Origin of the sequence: Lutibacter sp. (genome assembly GCF_013139515.1) — a bacterium.
Lineage (GTDB): Bacteria > Bacteroidota > Bacteroidia > Flavobacteriales > Flavobacteriaceae > Lutibacter.
In genome coordinates, this window is sequence record NZ_WTAR01000017.1 from 1 (window position 1) to 17,519 (window position 17,519).

Genomic DNA, 17,519 nt, shown 5'->3' on the forward strand with positions numbered 1-17,519 from the left:
TATCCCCTGTACTTAAATTATCACTCATAGCCCAACCTACTACTTTTCGATGAAACAAATCAATAATAACAGTTAAATACATCCAACCTTCTTTAGTTTGTATATAAGTCATATCTGATACCCACACCTGATTCATTCTATGAACTTCAAAGTTTTGGTTTAAAACATTAGGAGCTATTAGGTACTTATGATTGCTATCGGTTGTAACTCTAAACTTACGGTGCCTTCTTGCTATTAAATAATTAGCTTTCATTATTCTAGCAACTCTAGGTCTTGATATATAATACCCTCGACTTTCTAACTCAACTTTTATTCTTGGAGAACCATAACTTTCAAAGCTCTGTTCAAAAATATCCTTGATATGCATTGATATAGCTTGATTTTTCAACCAGCGTTTTGACGGTCCTAACTTCAACCAATTATAATAGCCACTTGTACTTACTTTTAATGTTTTACACATCCTCTCAACTGAAAATTTAAATTTATGATGTTTTATAAACCTAAACTTTTCTTGTCGCTCCTGGAGAAGATGCTCACCGCCTTTTTTAATATCTCATTCTCTAAGAAAACATCCTTTAATTGTTTCTTTAATTCTGCTATTTCTTTTTGCTCATCTGTTAATTTTGGCTTTCCTCGACCTGGAAAACTGTTCTTTTCATAAGTAGTTGATTCTTTTCGCCAACGATGTAATACAGAATATGGAATAGATAACTCTTCACATACTTGTTTAACATTGCCTCTTGCAAAGCTTAATTCTACTGCCTTTTGTTTAAATGATAGACTGTAATTCCTGTTTCGTTTTTTCATAATTCAAAGTTAATTGATGTAACTCTAAATCTCCCAACTTAATGTCCAGTCTAATATAGTAAGTCCACAATACTTGTTATATCGGATAAAATAATTAAATTGCAAAAAAAATTGCAAAAAAAATAACAACCTACTAATTCAATTAAATATATATCATAATTGTTTATGAAAAAAAAATACGTTCCCCAAAGAAACCCCAAAAACACAATATCTCATAAAGTATTAATTACTTTAGTTTCATTTTTACTTTTCACAAACCTAGTATTTTCACAAACCAAAGGGTTAATTTTTGAACCTGCAACAGGTGCAGGGAAAGCGGTTTTAGACCCTAATGGTGATGGGTATGTTTCTAATTCAACTGCTGGTTTTATTAATAATGACAGAACAGAAAGTGAAATTCCATATGTTCCATTTATTTTTCCAGGGATAGAACCTACAAGTGATATTAACAACGGCCCAAATGGTGGTTTTACCGATTTTGTAGACTCTGGAACTGAAGACCCTACAATGTCTTATGTCGATGCTAATAATAATTGGTTGTTTCGTTTTAGAATGGGGTCTGTTCGACCTAATGCTAAGAGCTACAGCATTTTGATTGATACTGATGGATTGTTTGGGAATTCTGGAGCTTCTGCAGACCCTGATTATACGTTATCTAATCCGGGTTTTGAAGTAGAAATTGTTTTAGCAACAAAATTTGGAGTTTATGTTTATGATGTAGATGGAACACCAAATTGTACTCCAGTTATTGAATATCTTGGAACTACCAATTATCAAAAATCGATTGCACACTCAGAAATATTCAATCCTGAGAATTATTTTCTTGATTTTTTCGTTCCTTTTGGTGATTTAGCTCCTTACGGAATTACAGCTACCTCAAACATTCGCATGGCTATTATTGATAATATGGCAGCATTAAAATCTACCGTATGTAATCCTTCTTCTGCTTCAGATGTTGCAGGTGTTGGGCCATGTGAAAATTTAGCTGATTGTTTCGAGGAAATTATTGACAACCAAGGACCTTGCTCATTGGAAGATATAAATGCTGGTTTATGTATAGAAAAATCTGCTTGTCCAGCAATTTCAGGTTCTCTGGGGTTTGGTGATACTACTATTTCAGGAACTTCAACAGAAGCCGATTTAACAACCATAGAGGTTTTTAAAAATGGTTCTTCAATTGGTACTACAACAGTAAGTGGTGGTTCTTGGACATTGACAGGTATTTCACCAGCATTAGCTTCAGATGATATTATAATTGCTACTGCAACCGCACCAAGCAAATCAGTATCTGATAATGATTGTAATACAACTATTGTAGTGAGTTGCTCTGCAGTGACTGCTGCACCAGACCCTAGCGATATTGTAAAAATATCGGGTAATAAAGGGTTTGATCTTACAGTTAATAGACCAATAGGTACCATTATAAGGTGGTACAATTCATCAGGGGTGTTAATGGGTACAACAGGATTGACAGCTCCAGGAAATGTAAACCCAGCAACTACAACAATTTCTCCAGATTTTATTTCCTTTGAATGTCAAACAGGTCAGTGTTTCCCATCAGACCTATATATTTTCACTTATGAAGAACCTGGGAAATGTGAATCGGCTTATACCTATGATTGTCAATATTCTTCAGGTGTAGATACAGCAGACCCTACGATAACTACAAGTCCAATTATTTCTACAACCACTTCAATTTCAGGCGCTATGACTGCACCAGATAACGTGATTGGAATTACTGTAAATTTAATGTCAAATGGAATACAAATTGGGACAACCACTACAATAGCAGGAGGTAGTTGGACAATTAATTCATTGAGTTTAAATTCTTGTGATAATATTTCAGTAAACGCAATTGCTCCTGATAAGTGTATATCGTTGAATCCAGCAACTATTACTGTTAGTGGTGGAACATCTGAAATACCTGAGATTAATGGAGATTATTGTACAACAGGTTCTATTTCAACAGTTACTGGAATTTCTTCAGAAGAAGTAGGGACAACTATAACAGTATATGTAAATGGCACACCCTTAGTACCAACAACAACCGTTACTTCTGGAGGTGTTTGGAGCCTTACAGGAGTAAGTATTTCTTCTGGAAGTACAATAACAGCAACTGCAACAGCAAGTGGTGCATGTAAAATTGAAAGCCCAGTTTCAAGCGGTGTTGTTGTTTCTACACAATCTAGTAATACAGGTCTCACAATTACTACAAATCCAATTATTGAACAAACAATTTCAATTTCAGGTACCGGAAATGATGGAGATATTATTACACTTTATGTTGATGATTTTCAGGTAGATGGCGTTTCAGCTACAGTTTCAGGGGGAGTTTGGACTATTTCAGGTATCCCTAGTTATGAACTTTATACTGAGGGTATTGTAACTGTAAAAGCTTCTGGTGGAGGTTCTTGTGAGTCAGCGCCTTCAGCTGAATCCACAGTAGTATGTATTTCTCCATTAATAAATAGAACTGTTAATCCAGATAGTGAGACTATTTGTTCAGGTTCATTTGTAGCAAATATCGATGTTTTGAGTTCAGAAAGTTTAATCGTTTATCAATTATATCTTGCTGATGGAACTACACCTACAGGGACTTCAGTTTTAGGAAACGGTTTAGATATTACCTTAACAAGTGGTGTTTTAACTTCGAGTACAACTTTAAGAGTTAAAGCATTTAAAATTCCACCTGGAACATGTGAGGCATTCTTGACAGAGACTATCACTGTTACAGTAAATGCTTTGCCTAACTTAAGTTTAAATGTTTTAACTACAACACCTATTTGCTCAGGAAGCTCTACGAATGTTCAAATTGAATCCTCTGAAGCAGATGTAGTATATCAATTAAGAAATGATAGTAACGATGCTGCTATTGGAAGCCCTGTAAATGGTAATGGGGGAACAATAAATTTGCCTACTGGAAATTTAACTTCTGATACTACATTTAATATTTTAGCTACTGGTGCTTCACCATCAAATTGTAATGGCGAATTAACAAATAAAGTTACAGTTTTAGTAACGGAAATACCAGTTGCACCAACTGTTACAGTTAATAATGGTTGTGGAACATCTACTTTAACTGCGTCAAATTATACAGGTACATTGCTATGGAGTAATGGAGAAACAACAGCGAGTATTATTGTCTCAAATTTAGCAACATATACAGTAACTCAAAATATAGGTGGTTGTATTAGCTTAACTGGGGGTGGAACTTCTGCTCCAAATCCAATTCCACCAGCACCTACAGGTTTGAATTGTTGGGAAACAGCGATTCTTAATAATATGACATGCTTATGGGAAATAACCGGAGTTCAGGATACAGAACCACCAGTTGTAAACTGTTGGGATAATTTTGTTTTCAACACATCAACGTGTGTTTGGGACAATATCGGAGTTCAAGATACAGAACCACCAGTTGTAAACTGTTGGGATAATTTTGTTTTCAACACATCAACGTGTGTTTGGGACAATACCGGAGTTCAAGATGCGGAACCACCAGTTGTAAACTGTTGGGATAATTTTGTTTTCAACACATCAACGTGTGTTTGGGACAATACCGGAGTTCAAGATGCAGAACCACCAGTGGTAAACTGTTGGGATAATTTTGTTTTCAATACATCAACGTGTGTTTGGGACAATACTGGAGTTCAAGATGCAGAACCGTCAGTTGTAAACTGTTGGGATAATTTTGTTTTCAACACATCAACGTGTGTTTGGGACAATATCGGAGTTCAAGATGCGGAACCACCAGTTGTAAACTGTTGGGATAATTTTGTTTTCAACACATCAACGTGTGTTTGGGACAATACCGGAGTTCAGGATGCGGAGCCTACAGGTTTAGAATGCTGGGAAATAGCAACATTTAACAATGTGAGTTGTTTATGGGAAGTGACAGTGTCATTGACTTCTGATTGTGATGGCGATGGCGTAAAAGATGTGGATGAGTTATTCCCACCAGATGGAGAAGACCCAACCGATCCTACAGATTCGTGTGATTATATTGTTTCAGATGTGACGGAAACTATTACTTCAGATGCTGATTGTGATGGCGATGGCGTAAAAGATGTGGATGAGTTATTCCCACCAGATGGAGAAGACCCAACCGATCCAACTGATCCTTGTGATTATATTGTTTCAGATGTGACGGAAACTCAAAATTTAGAATGGAGCCTATTAGATTGTGATGGAGATGGGACAACTAATGGTGATGAAAACCAAGGAGAAGAATTGAACCCTTGTTTAGATAATGGGACACTGGGTGATGAAGATTTAAGTAACTCAATATTTGTAAATGCAGATTGTGATGGAGATGGGGTTATTAATGGAGATGAAATTGACCCAGATGGAGATGGCTCTTTAGGACCTAATGAAACAGATTGGAATGACCCGTGCGATTATACAGAATCGGATATAACCGTTAATGTTACATCAACTATAACTTGTATAGTGCCAGAGGTGTCAGATGATGAGTATTTTATAGAAAATCTAGATGCTATTACGATTGATATTTATGAAAACGACAATTCAATTCCAATAATTGGAACAATAACTGTGTCAAATCCTAATATGGGTACAGTATTTGTTGATAACAATGGAACACCCGATGATTTAACAGATGATGTATTTGTATACCAACCAAATTCAGATTATGTAGGAGAAGATTCTTTTACGTATACTATTTGTGATACGTACGGTAATTGTGACACTGCAACAGTAATTATCTCTGGCGTTGGTGTATTAGCGAATTGTATAATTGATTTTACAGGTAAAAATAATAATTCTGCATATGGCTTTTCTCCTAATGGCGATGGCTATAATGATACCTTTGTAATTGATTTTCTTGAAAATTGTTATCCGAATTATCAAATTCAAATATTTAATAGATGGGGTAATGTATTATTTGATTATACACACAATGGAGATACAAATATGAAGCCTATTTGGTGGGATGGAAAATCATCTGGAAGAATGACATTAAATAAAAATGAAATAGCGCCTGTTGGGACTTATTTCTTTATTATTTATCCAAATAATGGAATTCAAAAATCTATAGCTGGATATATTTATTTAACAAAATAAAAAAGATGATAGTTTTACTTTATAGACGAACAATCAACAATAAACTGAATATGAAAAACATTAAAATAATACTATTAATCTTATGTATAACTAACATCTCGCTTACATATGCTCAACAAGATGCTCAATATACACAGTATACATATAATATGAATGTTTTAAACCCTGCATACGCAGGTTCAGAAGGGACATTGAATATAGGTTTACTTGGAAGAACACAGTGGATTGGCTTACCGGGAGCCCCTAGAACATTAACAGCAGTAATTCACTCACCAGTTGGAAAAAATGTTGGGTTAGGTTTTTCAGTTATTGCTGATGAAATAGGTCCGGTTAAAGAACAAAATGTTTATACTGATTTTTCTTATACTATAAAAACGTCAGAAAATGGAAATTTAGCTTTTGGAATTAAAGGAGGGGTTACATTTCAAACAATTGATTTTTTAAGCTTAACAACTAACCAACAAGATGATCCTCTATTCACAACTAACTTAAATAAAGTGCATCCAAATATTGGAGCTGGAGCTTTTTATTATACTGATAATTTTTATTTAGGGTTATCTATGCCAAATATGTTTAAATCTCGTTATTTTAAAAAACAAGACGGTAGAATAAGTTCGGCCAGTGAAAATATGCACTACTTTTTAACAAGCGGTTATGTTTTTGACATTTCTTCTAACTTAAAACTAAAACCATCAGTAATGTTAAAAGGAGTAAATGCTACACCAATATCTATAGATATTTCCGCAAATGCATTAATATATGATAAATTTGAATTAGGATTGTCTTGGAGAACTGATGATTCTGTTAGTGGAATGATGAATTTCTTAGTAACACCAGGTATAAGATTAGGCTATGCTTATGACTATACACTAACTAATTTGGGCGCATACAATACAGGATCACATGAGGTTCTTTTATTATATACTGTAGATTTATCAAGAGGAGATTTAAAATCTCCAAGATTCTTTTAATTAAACTTTACAAATAATTATGAAAAAAATACTACTTGCATTTATATTTTTAATCTCAATAGCTACAAAAGCACAAGAAGAAAAATTTTCAATTATTAATTTAAATATTAACAATAAATATTCAAATTTTGGAACGTCATTTTATGGTGAAGGTAAGGTTGTTTACGCCTCTCCTAAAAAAAAGTCCTATATCGTTAGAAGTGTTTGGAATCAAAATCAACAGCCTTTTTTAGATTTATATGTTGGAGATATTTCAGAAGGAGGGCAATTGAATAATGTAAAAAAGTTTTCTGATAACCTAAATACCAGATACCATGAAGCTGATGTTGTGTTTACGAAAGACACCAAAACAGTATATTTTTCTAGAAATAACTATTTAAATAAAGAATTTAAAAAAGACTCTACAGGAGTTAATTTAATTCAACTGTATAGAGCACAAATAAATAAAAATGGAGATTGGGTAAATATTGAGGCAATGCCATTTAATAGCGACCAATACCAAACAGGTCACCCAGCATTAAGTGCAGATGAGAAAACACTGTATTTTATTTCTGATATGCCTGGAGGTTTTGGAAAAACAGACATTTATAAAACGTCTATTTTAGAGGATGGTTCTATAGGGACTCTTGTAAATATGGGGGCTACTATTAACACTGCTGAAAGAGAAATGTTTCCTTTTATAAGTGAAAATGATGAAATTTATTATTCTTCTGATGGTAAAGAGGACGGTTTTGGAGAATTAGATGTATATGTTTCTAAAATAGCTAAAAATGGCAGTAGTGATTCACAAAATTTAGGACTTCCAATAAACAGTGAACACGATGATTTTGCTTTTATCATAAATAAGCAAACAAATAAAGGTTATTTTTCTTCAAATAGATTGGGGGGTAAAGGAGATGATGATATTTATTCATTTACCCAAATAACCCCAATAATTTTTGAATGCAATCAAAAAGTAAAAGGAATTGTTAAAGACAAAGAAACAGAGGAGTTAATACCAAATTCTTTGGTGAAAATTTATAATGAAAAAGGAGAAATTATTGAACATGTAATTACAGACCAATTTGCAACTTTTAGTTTTAACACAAACTGTGAATCAACTTATAAAATTGTAGCTAGTAAGGAGCAATTTAATAATGATGAAATAACCTTTACAACTTCAAATATAAATAAATACGAATTAGAATTGGTACTAGCTTTATCTCCTGTAGATTTTGTTACTATTAGAGATCAATTAATGGTTAATTTAAAACCTATTTATTTTGATTTGGATAAGTCTAATATTAGACCTGATGCAGCAATTGAACTTGAAAAAATTGTACAAATAATGCAAAAATACCCAGAGCTTAAGATAGATTTAGGAACACATACAGATTCTAGAGCGCCAGATTTATACAATTTAAAATTATCAGAAAGAAGGGCTAAATCAACAATTAACTGGATTATTAATAAGGGTATTGACCCATCTAGAATTAAAGCGAAAGGATACGGAGAAACAAAACTAGTAAATAATTGCTCAAATAATGCTAAATGTTCAGAAGCTGAACATCAATTAAATAGAAGGTCTGAGTTTGTAATTGTTAACCCTGAAGCAATAAAATAATTTTAATTCAAATAATTTTTTACAATAAAAACCCCTTTAAGCAATTGCTTAAAGGGGTTTTTAAGTACCTCGAGTGGGTACTTTTAATTGTGTTTAAAATACTGATAAACAACAATATAAATATATTACAACAACAATGCAGTAACAATGTATAAGCAAACAAAAGAGCTTTTTACTACTTTAAAAAATCGTATAGAACCTAGAAGGTTTTTTTGCTGATAGTAAAAAACATAACAATTAAATAGTTCCCAAGTTATAAATTTGCTAACAATTTAATATTTATTATGGAAGAAGTACTTGGCACAATAATTGAATTAAAGCATAAAATTAAAAAGGGAGTTGAAAACCCTTTGTAACAATACAACTTATATGTCGTCATATAAGTTCTAAATCACAATAAAAATTATATGAAAATTCTAGTAGTAGGAGCAAGTGGAGCCACAGGAAAGCGATTGGTTGAACAACTTATAAATCAAGAACATAACGTAGCAATAATTGTAAGGTCTCCTGAAAAATTACCACAATCATGGAAAAGCAATAAACAGCTAGATATTATAACCGCAAGCGTCTTAGAACTAAGCGACAATGAAATGAAAGAACATGTAAGTGGTTGTGAGGCTATTGTTTCATGTTTAGGACATAATTTAACTTGGAAAGGTATCTATGGGCAACCTAGAAAACTTGTAACTAATACTACTCAAAGGTTGTGTAATTCCATAACAGCTAACAATCCGAAGAAACCTGTCAAATATATCCTAATGAATACAACTGGAAATAGAAATCGTGATCTAAACGAACCTATTTCATTTGGGCAAAAATGTGTTATCGCATTACTTCGTTTGTTATTACCACCACACGTAGATAACGAAAAAGCAGCAGATTATCTACGAACCAACATTGGGCAAAGTAATAGTTTTATTCAATGGACTGCCGTTAGGCCAGATGGTTTAACTATTGAAGAAGAAGTAACTGAGTACAAAATACACACTTCACCTATTAGAAGTGCTATTTTTGATGCTGGAAAAACCAGCCGAATTAATGTAGCTCATTTTATGGTTAGTTTAGTAGTTGATAATAATTTATGGAACAAATGGAAAGGGCAAATGCCAGTAATTTATAATAAACTACCTTTAGAATAAAGGCTATAAACCACTTTATGAAACACCTAAAAAAAGGCTTGAAAATAATTTTGAGTTTACTATTAATAATAACTATTACAATTGTAGTTCTACTAGTTGTTGATCTAAATAACACCTCATATCTCAACATTAAAAACAACCCTGATTTAAGTAAAAATTCATATCTAATATCCAATATTAATATCGTGCCTATGTCAAAAGACACAATATTAACCAACAAAACAATATTTGTAGAAAATGGAATTATTAAAAATATTGATGATTCAATTGTTATGGAAGGTATTGAAGTTATTGATGGTGAAAATAAATTCATATCTCCTGGTTTGATTGATATGCATACTCATGTATGGGATAAACATGAACTTGGATTATATCTTGCCAATGGAGTCACTACTATTAGAAATTTATGGGGATACTCAATGCACTTGAGAATTAAAGATGGACTAAAAAACAATAAAATGATTGGTCCAATGTTTTTTACTTCAAGCCCAAAACTTACAAGTGTTCAAGACTATGGAGATGATAAAGTGCAGGTTGGTAGCCCAGAAGAGGCTAAAAATTTAGTGATAGCATATAAAAAAAGAGGTTTTGATTTTATAAAGATTTATGCTGGATTAAAAGAAGATTTGTATCATGCAATTATTGAGCAATCTGAAGAATCTGACATTTCTATTATTTCACATCCAAGTCATGAAATGCCTTACCTAAATCAATTTCATCCTCAAATTGTAAGTTTTGAGCATTCTGAAGAAATTGTTCAACAAGGACTTAAATACCAATTAGATAGTTTAAAGGTTGAGTCAATTCTCGAAAAATTTGTAAGTACCAATACATCATTTTGCCCAACATTAACAGGCTATTATAAAATTTTTGAAATGCTTGAAAATGATGAAACAATTTTAAAATCTAACTTAGTTGGTTTTATAAATCCATTACTTCAAAAAGTAGATAGTAAAGTACAATACGATAGATGGGCAAGTGAGAAAAGACACAACAGTTCAATCAACAAAAATATTTATGAGCAGCATCAATTTCACTTATATATATTAAAGAGGATGCATGAAGAAGGGGTTAATATTATCTGTGGAACAGATGCAGGAATAGGAATTACTGCTCCTGGATATTCTATTCACCAAGAACTTATGTTATACCAAGAAACGGGGATGAGTAATTTTGAAGCCTTAAAAACAGCAACCATTAATCCAACTAAAACACATAAAGAGTTTGAACAAATGGGTTCTATTGAGAATGGAAAATTTGCTAATTTTATAGTTACCACTAATAACCCACTTGAAAACTTGAGTGAATTAAGTAAACCAGAATGGGTTATGATTCAAGGAAGGAAAATTAACAAAAAAACACTGAATGAATTTACAAACAACGCGCGAGATCGTAGTAATTTAATTGTAACAGCATTAAGATACGCTGAGTATTTATTGGTTGAAAAATAAAACGGTGATTATTTAAGATTAAAACATAGGTTAAAGTTAATAATAACTCTAACCTATGTTATTTTAAACCCCCCACTTTATTCCGATTGAAATTCTATTTCTGTCACTAAATTGTCCAAATAGATGATTTTTATTTCTGTAAAAAAGAGTACTTCCAACAAGTAATTGACTACTAGAATTCAGCCAATAACTTACTTGAGGTCTTATATAGCCATCACCATGATTTGAATTATGAACCCAAAGTGTTTCAATTTTAAGGTTATCATTCATTAATTCTCTAGAGAATTTAAGCGATGTGTTTGTTTCAAATTTATCTCTATTATAAGGTGATATACTTTCAGTAATTAAATCACTAAACAGCTGAAAACTTACTACGTTTTCACCTCTTATATAATCAATTCCAATCGCTGATTTGTATAAATTACTAGTTTCAATTCCCTGTATAGCATTTGTATTTGTTGATGTGAAATTTTGGTTAAATATATATGCTATTTCTCCTCTAATTGTTGAAGAACCAACAACCTTATTAAACGTTCCACCAATTAAATGTTGTCTTTCAAATTTTGGTTGAATATTTATTATTAGTTCTTCAGTTTCAAGAGTTTGTAATTGATTATAAAATACGGGTAAATCATCGTAATAATAAAAATAATTAAGAGATAAATCCCAACCACTTTTAAAAGTGCTTAACTTAAATCCAATATCTGAATCAGCAATAAACCGTTTTGGTTTTATTGTTTTTTTAAACTGAGTTGCAATACCTTCTGGAGGACTTTGAAATAAACTTTTTGTAAAAAAAGGAGCATCAAAGTCTTGAGTAATATGATAGGTGTTATCAGGAATCCAAACAAGTTGAACGCCTACTTTTTCAACATCAAACTCCACCTTTATAGACCAAAGCGGAATTCTACTATCTTCAAAATCATCTAAAACAAATTCTCTAAAATTTTGAGGATTAACAACGTCTAATAGTTTCAACCCATCTGTTTCTCCCCAAACAACTTGCTGTTTACCAATAGTTAAACGTAATTTTTTAAAGATATTAGTATATAAATAGAATTCTCGTAATTCCAAATTTGTTCTATCTCCAATAAAAAGACGTTTACTATAATCTGATACCATTCCTTCTTTTGTTACTCCTGCTTCTAAATTATCATTCAATTCAGTATAAATCTGACCTTTTAATACCAGTTTTGAATTTTTATTTAGCTTATATGAGAATTCTGGCTTTATAATTAATTCTGATTTTTGAAGTTTTTCGCTTTTAAACTCGTAAGAAAAATCTGTTTTTACAACAACACTTGCTTTTAAAGACTCTTTAAAACTTTTTTTATTTTCCTGAGCGTTTACTCTTAAAAATATGAAGAGTAAAAAGATTAGTAGTTTTATTTTATGTGACATAATAATTTTATTAGTAGTGATTGAAATCTTTTAAATTCCATTAATTAAAGCTTCTTTCGTAAAATAATGATCGCCTAAAACGGTTTCATAATCTATATCACTAGCTATAAATTTTGTTTCATGACTTGTTTTATGATTTTTAACTTCAATAGTATGGTAGGTCCAAATACCTTGCACCTCTCTAATATCACTTATAACAACCGTTTTTAAATAATTTCCAGCTACATCCCAAGAATCAGCTTTTCTAAGCATCCAAAGTTTGCTGTCAACCCATAATTTTACTTTCCCATACCCAAGCTCTTTTGCAATGGCTTTGGTTTTTGGTGTTCCTTCAATTATAAAGCACTCATTTCCATCAATAGTTTCTTTTCCTATTGTTTTATAATTATAATCTTCACGGCTTATCCTTGTTTCAAGCTTTATATCTTCATAGGTAAGATCTGTTCCTAAAAAATAATCACCTCTATTTGCTGCTGAAATTCTTCTTGTTTTTCTCAAAGCTGGTAAATACAGCCATTGGTCATCATCTTTTGAAGCTTCTGGATAATCAAAAGTTAAAAATGCGGTTCCTTTTACACTTGAAGGTGTTAAGTAAAAAATAGCCAGTCTCTTTTCTTCGTCAAAATATTTTCGCAATGAAATGGTTTCACGAACACGAGTTTTTCCTCTTTTATCCTTTAATTCCATTACAAGTTTTCTTTTAACCGATATACCATCATCTTTAGTGTATGTTTTATCTGCAATACTTTGTCCTGTTGGTAATGTTTGTGCATTACTATTTGTAACGTTTAGCAAACTAATTGCTAAAACCCCTATTGTTATATAATTTTTCATTTTTCTGATTTTAAATTTTTTATACTTATTTTTTGACTCTTAAAAATTTTGGATTGGTTAAATAAATGATTGCAGGTAATAATGTTAAACTCCCAATAAAACTTACCATTACAGCAATTGCTACTAAAAACCCAAATTGATTTAATGGAGGTACTGAACTTGTCATTAACACGCCAAAACCTAGTGCTAAAGCTAGAAAGTTAAAAAGTAAAGCACGCCCTGCAGATTTATAGAACTCTTGATAAGCTTCTTGAATAGGCAACCCTTTTTCTTTTAATAAATATTTCAAACGGTCTACTGTATGTACTGCAAAATCAACCCCAACTCCAATAGCTATGGCAGCGAACATTGAAGTACCAACAGCGAGCCAAATACCCATTAAACCCATAACTGTATAGATAAATAACACTGAAATTAGTACAGGGATAATTGTTAAAGCACCTGCAACAAGTGAACGAAAACTTAGAGCTGCAACAATAAACACCACAAATAATGCAATACCAGCGCCTAAAAAGTGATTATATCCTAAACGATTTATCCAATACGTGTCTACTGTTACTTTTCCACTTGGTGTTGCCTTAATTGAAGCACCTGTAAAATGCTTTGCTATATATTCGTTTGTTTTATCTATTACATATTTTTCTTTTAGGTATTCAGCCGTTTCCATTCTAAATCTAATATTGGCAAGTCGATAATCATAATCTACATAGTTATCAAAATCAGTTGGATCTCCACTTGCTGAATATAATAGAAGGTATTGCGCGGCTAAATCTTTCGTTTCAGGTAATTTATATGCTTCTTCTTTATTTTCATTAAGTGATTGATTCATTTTCTTTAAAAAATCTACAATTGATGTACTTCCTTTAACATGAGGAAGTGTTTCTATATAAGTTTGCATAGCTTCCATTTTCTGAAGATTTTCAATTTTGAAAATATCTTCATTTTTTGGAGTTTCAATAAAAATATCCAAATAGGCTGTACCATCTGTTTTTGAATTAATTATATTATCTGCAGCAACTATAGGTTCTTCTGACTGAAAACTTTTTATACGATTTTCATTTATGATAAGTTTTGAAGCTCCATTAATTCCAAGCCCAACAATAATTATGGCTAGTATAACGATTGTTTTTGGGTGTTTAATTACAACTTTTCCTAGTATTTCCATTCTTTTACCAAACCAATCTATTTCTTGATTTGATTTGAAAGCTTTACTTTTTTGAGGTTTTAACAACATTAAAGCAGATGGTAACATAAAAAGGGCATATACCAATGCAACCGTTACTCCTAAAGCCCCAAATATTCCAAAATAGGTCATTGGTGGCATATAAGATGAAGCTGCGATAGCTATAAACCCTGATACTGTTGTTAAAGAGGTTATAGTTATAGGTCTCCACATTTTTACCATGGTATGAACTACCAATTCTTTTTGTGAAAATTTCGGATATTTTGCTACTGTTTCGTAGTATTCTCCTAATACATGAATTCCATCAGCTACAGCTATTGCAATTAATACTACGGGTAAACCATTTGTAATTACAAAAAAGTCAACTCCAAATGCAGCCATAGCTCCCAAAGCAATACCTACGGATGCTAACACCATAAGATTGGGTAACACTACACCTCTCACAGTTCTATATCCAATAATTAAAATAATGGAAATGATTAATGCTGCAAAAGGATTTGTTTTCATAGCGTCTTCATCAATATATTTAACTAAGTAACCGCTAATTGCTCCTTCACCTGCTAAATATAAATCTTCATCATATGATTTATATTCTTCTAATAATTCAACAAGATTATTATAAACCTCATGCTGTTTTCTATCATAACTATCTAGCATTTCTGCCACAATAAGTGTTGTTGTTCCATCTTTAGAAACCAAGCTTCCTTGGTACAATTCAAAATTGTTGATTGCCAATTTTACTTCTTTTGCTTTTTCATCAGTTAACTCATCAATTTCATAGAATAGATCTACCAAAATTCCTTCATCTGTACCTACAATATTGTTTTCAGTTGCTAAACTTGTAATTTGATCTGGGTCTATTCCTGGAATATTCTTTATTTTTTCACCTAATTCATAAACCAATTGAAGTGTTTTTTTATTAAAAATTCCATCTTTATTTTCATTTACAATTGCAATTACCATTGGATCTTTTAAACCAAAAGTTTCTTTTACTTGGTTTCTAAATACTAAAACGGCATCATCTTTTGGTAGAAAAGCATCCATTCTGGTATCTTTTGTCATTTTTGGTATAAAAACAGCTACCGATATTAAAAGTAGCGCGCTTAAAACAAGTATTACTTTATAGTTTGAAGTTACCTTGTTGAAAAACGTTGTTTCTCTGTTTTGTTGATTTTTCATGTTTTTTAATCTTTAATTTGTTTTGACGGGTTGTATATACAACATTAGCATTAATTTTTTTTAATCAGTATGTATAGATATATTTCATTAAGGATTAAGTTCAATAAATTCGGTGGCTGCTTTTACTAATGCTTCAGGTTTATCCATATGAACATAATGACCAGATTTGTCAATAATTTTAAGTTCAGCATTTGGGAGTTTTTCTACAATCTCGTGTCCAAGTTTTATATTAATGAAGCGATCATATTTACCCCAAACTACTAATACGGGTATTTGTAGTTTATGAGCAACTGTTTCAAAATACGTTTGTCCTATATGAAAGTTTTGAAAATAAGACAGAAAAGCATCTTGAGTATTTTTGTTTTTACCATCTATAGAGAATTCTTTACGCACTTCTTTTGGGATAGAATGACCTCTGTAAAACCCTTTAAGGTAAGCTGTTTGAGCTGCTACAGCTGGAAACCATCGAACTAATGCTTTGCCTATGATAGAGCCCTTTCTAGCAAAACTATTTAATTCCCATGATGCATATTGTTTCCTAGGAAAAGGAATGCCGTCCATAACTATAAGCTTCGAGACTAGTTTTGGGTGTTTAAGACCAATTAAAAAAGCTGGTAAAAGAGCAATATCCGAAGCTAAAATAATTGTTTTATTTACCTTCATGGTATCCATAAAGTCTGTAACTATATTCGCAAAATTTTGTGAATTATAAGCGTCTAATGAATTAAGTGGCTCACTTCCTCCAAAACCTGGCCAATCTAAGGCTAGAACATGATTATTATTTGAGAGCATAGGCGCAACTGCATACCAAGCTTGTAAATTTTCAGGAACGCCATGTAATAATAGTATGGTTGGTTTTGATTTGTTACCCAATTCAGCATAGCGAATTATGCTGTTATTTTTTTTCAACTTAACAGTTTTTGTGACTAGTAGTTGATTTGTTTTTGTAATTTTATCTGTTTTCATTTTATTGTTTTTAAGTTAATTGAAAAATTATTTTTTATACAACCATGAGCCTACAAGCTTCATAGTTAATGGCATTACAGGGAAAACCATTAAAGATGCTACCGCAAATACAGCTATTAGAACTGCTAATTCTCTAGGTACACGCTGCATTGGAGATATTAAATTTAAGACCCATTGTATAATCATAAGTAATGGATATACTGTGAAAGTTGTTATAAGAACATGTTTCCAATAAATGGGTTTTTGGGGTTTCGTTTGAGAATTCATTTTTTGTTGAGTTTCAATATTTTGTTTGCTATTTGATTGTTTCATAATATTTAGTTTTGCTATAAATGTTGTATATACAACATTTATAGCAAATTTTTTTAAGTTAGTTTTTCTTCTAATGAATCTATTAGTTGTATTCCATCATTTCCCAGTTTAGCCATTAAGTTGTCCATAATGTTTTCCCAATAAGGTGTTATTATTGTAACTAACTCTCTACCTTTTGTTGTTAATTCAATTTCTGGTCTATAATCTGACGTTTTAATTACAATCCCTCTTTTTTCAAGTAATTTTATGTTTCTGCTAACAGTTGATCTTTCTAAAACAAGGATTTCTCCAATTTTACCTTGTTCAACTTTACCTGAAGAGCTTAATGCAAATAAAATACTTAATTGACTTTCTGTAATGTTAAAATCTTTTAATGTTGCTCTAAATTCTTTATCAACAATTCTAGACATACACCTTAGTCTATTACCAATACAATGTTTATAATTATATTTCATACTGCAAATATACAATTATATGTTGTATATGCAACATATAATTGTATATTTGCAGTATGAAATATAATTATAAACATTGTATTGGTAATAGACTAAGGTGTATGTCTAGAATTGTTGATAAAGAATTTAGAGCAACATT

Annotated in this window: 11 protein-coding genes and 1 pseudogene; 5 read left to right on the forward strand and 7 right to left on the reverse strand. The window is 31.6% G+C overall.

The features are described 5' to 3' along the window. Positions 1-807: pseudogene (locus tag GQ540_RS01940) on the reverse strand (IS3 family transposase); the annotation flags it as partial. Between the two features lie 165 nt (positions 808-972). Between GQ540_RS01940 and GQ540_RS01945 the strand changes: the two are divergent. The 5 genes from GQ540_RS01945 to GQ540_RS01965 all read left to right on the forward strand — a co-directional run bounded on the left by GQ540_RS01945 (position 973) and on the right by GQ540_RS01965 (position 11,050). After that, positions 973-5,886, forward strand: coding sequence for a gliding motility-associated C-terminal domain-containing protein (locus GQ540_RS01945; RefSeq protein WP_291796522.1), 4,914 nt, complete (start codon positions 973-975; stop codon positions 5,884-5,886). Between the two features lie 50 nt (positions 5,887-5,936). Beyond that, positions 5,937-6,857, forward strand: a complete 921-nt coding sequence (locus tag GQ540_RS01950) for a type IX secretion system membrane protein PorP/SprF (RefSeq protein ID WP_291796525.1) — start codon at positions 5,937-5,939, stop codon at positions 6,855-6,857. Positions 6,858-6,876: 19 nt separating this feature from the next. Next, positions 6,877-8,460: an OmpA family protein gene (locus GQ540_RS01955; RefSeq protein WP_291796527.1), complete on the forward strand. Its 1,584-nt coding sequence runs from the start codon at positions 6,877-6,879 to the stop codon at positions 8,458-8,460. Positions 8,461-8,867: 407 nt separating this feature from the next. Further along, positions 8,868-9,599 (forward strand): NAD(P)-dependent oxidoreductase, encoded by a 732-nt coding sequence (locus GQ540_RS01960; protein ID WP_291796530.1) that lies wholly within the window; start codon positions 8,868-8,870, stop codon positions 9,597-9,599. Positions 9,600-9,790: 191 nt separating this feature from the next. Next, positions 9,791-11,050, forward strand: coding sequence for an amidohydrolase family protein (locus tag GQ540_RS01965; protein ID WP_291796533.1), 1,260 nt, complete (start codon positions 9,791-9,793; stop codon positions 11,048-11,050). Positions 11,051-11,113: 63 nt separating this feature from the next. Here the strand turns inward: GQ540_RS01965 and GQ540_RS01970 are convergent, their stop codons facing one another. The 6 genes from GQ540_RS01970 to GQ540_RS01995 form a co-directional block, all read right to left on the reverse strand. After that, positions 11,114-12,451 carry a DUF1302 family protein gene (locus GQ540_RS01970; RefSeq protein WP_291796536.1) on the reverse strand — a complete coding sequence of 446 codons (1,338 nt, stop codon included), beginning with the start codon at positions 12,449-12,451 and terminating at the stop codon, positions 11,114-11,116. 30 nt (positions 12,452-12,481) lie between these two features. Continuing rightward, positions 12,482-13,285 carry an outer membrane lipoprotein-sorting protein gene (locus GQ540_RS01975; protein ID WP_291796539.1) on the reverse strand — a complete coding sequence of 268 codons (804 nt, stop codon included), beginning with the start codon at positions 13,283-13,285 and terminating at the stop codon, positions 12,482-12,484. Positions 13,286-13,310: 25 nt separating this feature from the next. Beyond that, a complete protein-coding gene (locus tag GQ540_RS01980) occupies positions 13,311-15,647 on the reverse strand; it encodes an MMPL family transporter (RefSeq protein ID WP_291796542.1) in 2,337 nt (778 codons plus the stop codon). 87 nt (positions 15,648-15,734) lie between these two features. Next, positions 15,735-16,613: an alpha/beta hydrolase gene (locus tag GQ540_RS01985; protein WP_291796547.1), complete on the reverse strand. Its 879-nt coding sequence runs from the start codon at positions 16,611-16,613 to the stop codon at positions 15,735-15,737. Between the two features lie 27 nt (positions 16,614-16,640). Next, positions 16,641-16,925, reverse strand: a complete 285-nt coding sequence (locus GQ540_RS01990) for a hypothetical protein (protein WP_291796550.1) — start codon at positions 16,923-16,925, stop codon at positions 16,641-16,643. 53 nt (positions 16,926-16,978) lie between these two features. Then, the gene (locus GQ540_RS01995; protein ID WP_291796553.1) at positions 16,979-17,335 is read right to left on the reverse strand and encodes a MarR family winged helix-turn-helix transcriptional regulator; all 357 of its coding nucleotides are present in this window, start codon (positions 17,333-17,335) and stop codon (positions 16,979-16,981) included. Between the last annotated feature and the right edge of the window lie 184 nt (positions 17,336-17,519).

Excerpts from the sequence above, each read along its gene's own strand:
- GQ540_RS01980 (WP_291796542.1), bottom strand. The coding sequence starts at position 15,647 with ATGAAAAATCAACAAAACAGAGAAACAACGTTTTTCAACAAGGTAACT.
- GQ540_RS01960 (WP_291796530.1), top strand. The coding sequence starts at position 8,868 with ATGAAAATTCTAGTAGTAGGAGCAAGTGGAGCCACAGGAAAGCGATTG.
- GQ540_RS01975 (WP_291796539.1), bottom strand. The coding sequence starts at position 13,285 with ATGAAAAATTATATAACAATAGGGGTTTTAGCAATTAGTTTGCTAAAC.
- GQ540_RS01945 (WP_291796522.1), top strand. The coding sequence starts at position 973 with ATGAAAAAAAAATACGTTCCCCAAAGAAACCCCAAAAACACAATATCT.
- GQ540_RS01970 (WP_291796536.1), bottom strand. The coding sequence starts at position 12,451 with ATGTCACATAAAATAAAACTACTAATCTTTTTACTCTTCATATTTTTA.
- GQ540_RS01965 (WP_291796533.1), top strand. The coding sequence starts at position 9,791 with ATGTCAAAAGACACAATATTAACCAACAAAACAATATTTGTAGAAAAT.
- GQ540_RS01955 (WP_291796527.1), top strand. The coding sequence starts at position 6,877 with ATGAAAAAAATACTACTTGCATTTATATTTTTAATCTCAATAGCTACA.
- GQ540_RS01990 (WP_291796550.1), bottom strand. The coding sequence starts at position 16,925 with ATGAAACAATCAAATAGCAAACAAAATATTGAAACTCAACAAAAAATG.
- GQ540_RS01995 (WP_291796553.1), bottom strand. The coding sequence starts at position 17,335 with ATGTCTAGAATTGTTGATAAAGAATTTAGAGCAACATTAAAAGATTTT.
- GQ540_RS01985 (WP_291796547.1), bottom strand. The coding sequence starts at position 16,613 with ATGAAAACAGATAAAATTACAAAAACAAATCAACTACTAGTCACAAAA.
- GQ540_RS01950 (WP_291796525.1), top strand. The coding sequence starts at position 5,937 with ATGAAAAACATTAAAATAATACTATTAATCTTATGTATAACTAACATC.